Origin of the sequence: Mycobacterium sp. (genome assembly GCF_049280035.1) — a bacterium.
Taxonomy (GTDB): Bacteria; Actinomycetota; Actinomycetes; order Mycobacteriales; family Mycobacteriaceae; genus Mycobacterium.
This window is the reverse complement of sequence record NZ_JBAPPI010000213.1, coordinates 1-2207: the sequence shown is the minus strand read 5'-3', so window position 1 is coordinate 2207 and position 2207 is coordinate 1. Positions and strand designations below refer to the sequence as shown.

General features: G+C 65.5%; 2 protein-coding genes and 1 rRNA gene. 2 read left to right on the top strand and 1 reads right to left on the bottom strand.

Annotation, left to right across the window (positions count from 1 at the left end; all coding sequences use genetic code 11):
* Positions 1-85: 85 nt before the first annotated feature.
* A complete protein-coding gene (locus tag WAN71_RS07095; protein WP_422224656.1) occupies positions 86-1576 on the top strand; it encodes an AlkA N-terminal domain-containing protein in 1491 nt (496 codons plus the stop codon).
* On the top strand, positions 1573-2070 hold the full coding sequence (locus WAN71_RS07090) for a methylated-DNA--[protein]-cysteine S-methyltransferase (RefSeq protein ID WP_422224655.1): 498 nt from the start codon (positions 1573-1575) through the stop codon (positions 2068-2070). Before WAN71_RS07095 ends, WAN71_RS07090 begins: the two co-directional genes overlap by 4 nt.
* A gap of 52 nt (positions 2071-2122) precedes the next feature.
* Here the strand turns inward: WAN71_RS07090 and rrf are convergent.
* Positions 2123-2207, bottom strand: a 5S ribosomal RNA gene (rrf, locus tag WAN71_RS07085); the annotation flags it as partial.

The following is a 2207-nucleotide window of genomic DNA, read 5'->3' as shown; positions in this document are numbered from 1 at the left end:
CCAGTAGGTCGCGGTAATCGCGGTCAGCCACGACGATGTCGGTTTTCCGCCAGTATTGTCAGTGGTCGGGTGTAATTGTCAAACCGTGCATGCAGACTTCGACCGCTGCTATCGGGCCGTGCAATCAAAGGACGCTCGGTTCGACGGCTGGTTCGTCACCGCGGTGCTGACCACCGGGATATATTGCCGCCCCAGCTGTCCGGTCCGGCCACCGTTCGCTCGCAACGTCGGGTTTTATCCGACCGCGGCGGCCGCACAACGTGCCGGCTTTCGCGCGTGCAAGCGCTGCCGCCCGGACGCGTCGCCCGGTTCGCCCGAGTGGAACATCCGCGGCGACCTCGTCGCCCGGGCCATGCGGCTGATCGCCGACGGCACGGTGGACCGCGACGGTGTCACCGGGCTGGCCACCCGCCTCGGCTACACCACACGGCAGCTCGAGCGGCTGTTGCAGGCCGAGACCGGTGCCGGCCCGCTGGCCTTGGCCCGCGCGCAGCGCACGCAAACCGCGCGGGTACTGATCGAGACAACAGATCTGCCATTCGGCGATATCGCCTTTGCCGCAGGCTTTTCCAGCATCCGCCAGTTTAATGACACGCTGCGCTCGGTATGCGACAGCACTCCGACGCAGCTGCGAAAACGAGCTGCCGCGCGGTTCGGGCGCGACGGCGGTGCCTCACCCGGGACGGTGTCGCTGCGCCTGCCGGTGCGGGTTCCGTTCGCCTACGACGGTGTCTTCGGTCATCTGGCCGCCGGCGTGGTACCTGGATGCGAGGAGGTGCGCGACGGCAGGTATCGGCGCACTCTTCGGCTGCCATTCGGAAACGGCATTGTCAGCCTGACACCCGCGCCCGATCATGTCCGATGCCTGCTGGTGCTCGATGACTTTCGCGACCTGACGACCGCAATCTCGCGTTGCCGGCGGCTCTTAGACCTCGATGCCGATCCGGAGGCGGTGATCGAGGTATTGCAATCTGATCCGGCGCTGGCCCCGGTAGTAGCCAATGGACCCGGGCAACGGATACCCCGCACCGTCGATGAGGCCGAACTCGCCGTACGGGCGGTGCTGGGTCAGCAGGTATCGACCAAGGCCGCACGGACCCACGCGAGCAGGCTGGTCGTCGCATACGGCCAGCCGGTCCACGACGCCGACGGTGCACTGACGCACACCTTTCCGTCGGTCCAGCAGCTCGTCGACATCGATCCGGCCCATCTCGCGGTCCCGGAGGCACGCCGGCGGACGGTGACCGCCCTAATCGCCGGGCTGGCCGACGGCAGTGTTGTCCTCGACACCGGTTGCGACTGGGACGCGGCCCGCCAGCAGTTGCTGGCCCTGCCCGGCATCGGACCGTGGACCGCAGAGGTGATCGCCATGCGCGGCCTGGGCGACCCCGACGCCCTTCCCGCCAGCGACCTCGGATTGCGGTTAGCTGCTGAGCAATTGGGCTTCCCGACCGCTCAGCAGGCACTGATTGCACGAAGCCGCCCGTGGCGCCCTTGGCGCTCGTACGCCACGCAGCATCTGTGGACCACGCTGGGGCATCCAGTGAACCAATGGCCTTCCAAGGAGGTCGCTTGATCCACTACCGCACCATTGACAGCCCGGTCGGTCCGTTGGCGTTGGCCGGGCGCGGCCGGGTGCTGACCAACCTGCGCATGCTGGACCAAACCTACGAGCCGGACCGCACTGATTGGGTGCCCGATGACCGGGCCTTTCCGGATGCGGTCAACCAGCTCCAGGCGTATTTCGCCGGCCAGCTCACCGATTTCGACCTCGAGCTCAGCCTGGCGGGTAGCGAGTTTCAGCGGCGTGTGTGGCATGCGCTGCTGACCATTCCGTATGGGGAAACCCGATCGTATGGACAGGTCGCGGAACAGATCGGCGCAGTCGGCGCCGCTCGCGCCGTCGGGTTGGCAAATGGCCACAATCCGATCGCCATTATCGTCCCGTGCCATCGTGTAATCGGTGCAAGCGGAAGCCTTACCGGATACGGCGGAGGCCTCGATCGGAAACGGTCACTGCTCGAAATGGAGAAAAACGTGAAATCGGGGAATCTGACGCTTTTCGATTAGTGCGTGTTGGTGTAAAAAAGGGCACCTTTGTGGGGTGCCCTTTTTTGTGTGTGTTCGGCGGTGTCCTACTTTTCCACCCGGGTTGGGTAGTATCATCGGCGCTGGCAGGCTTAGCTTCCGGGTTCGGGATGGGTCCG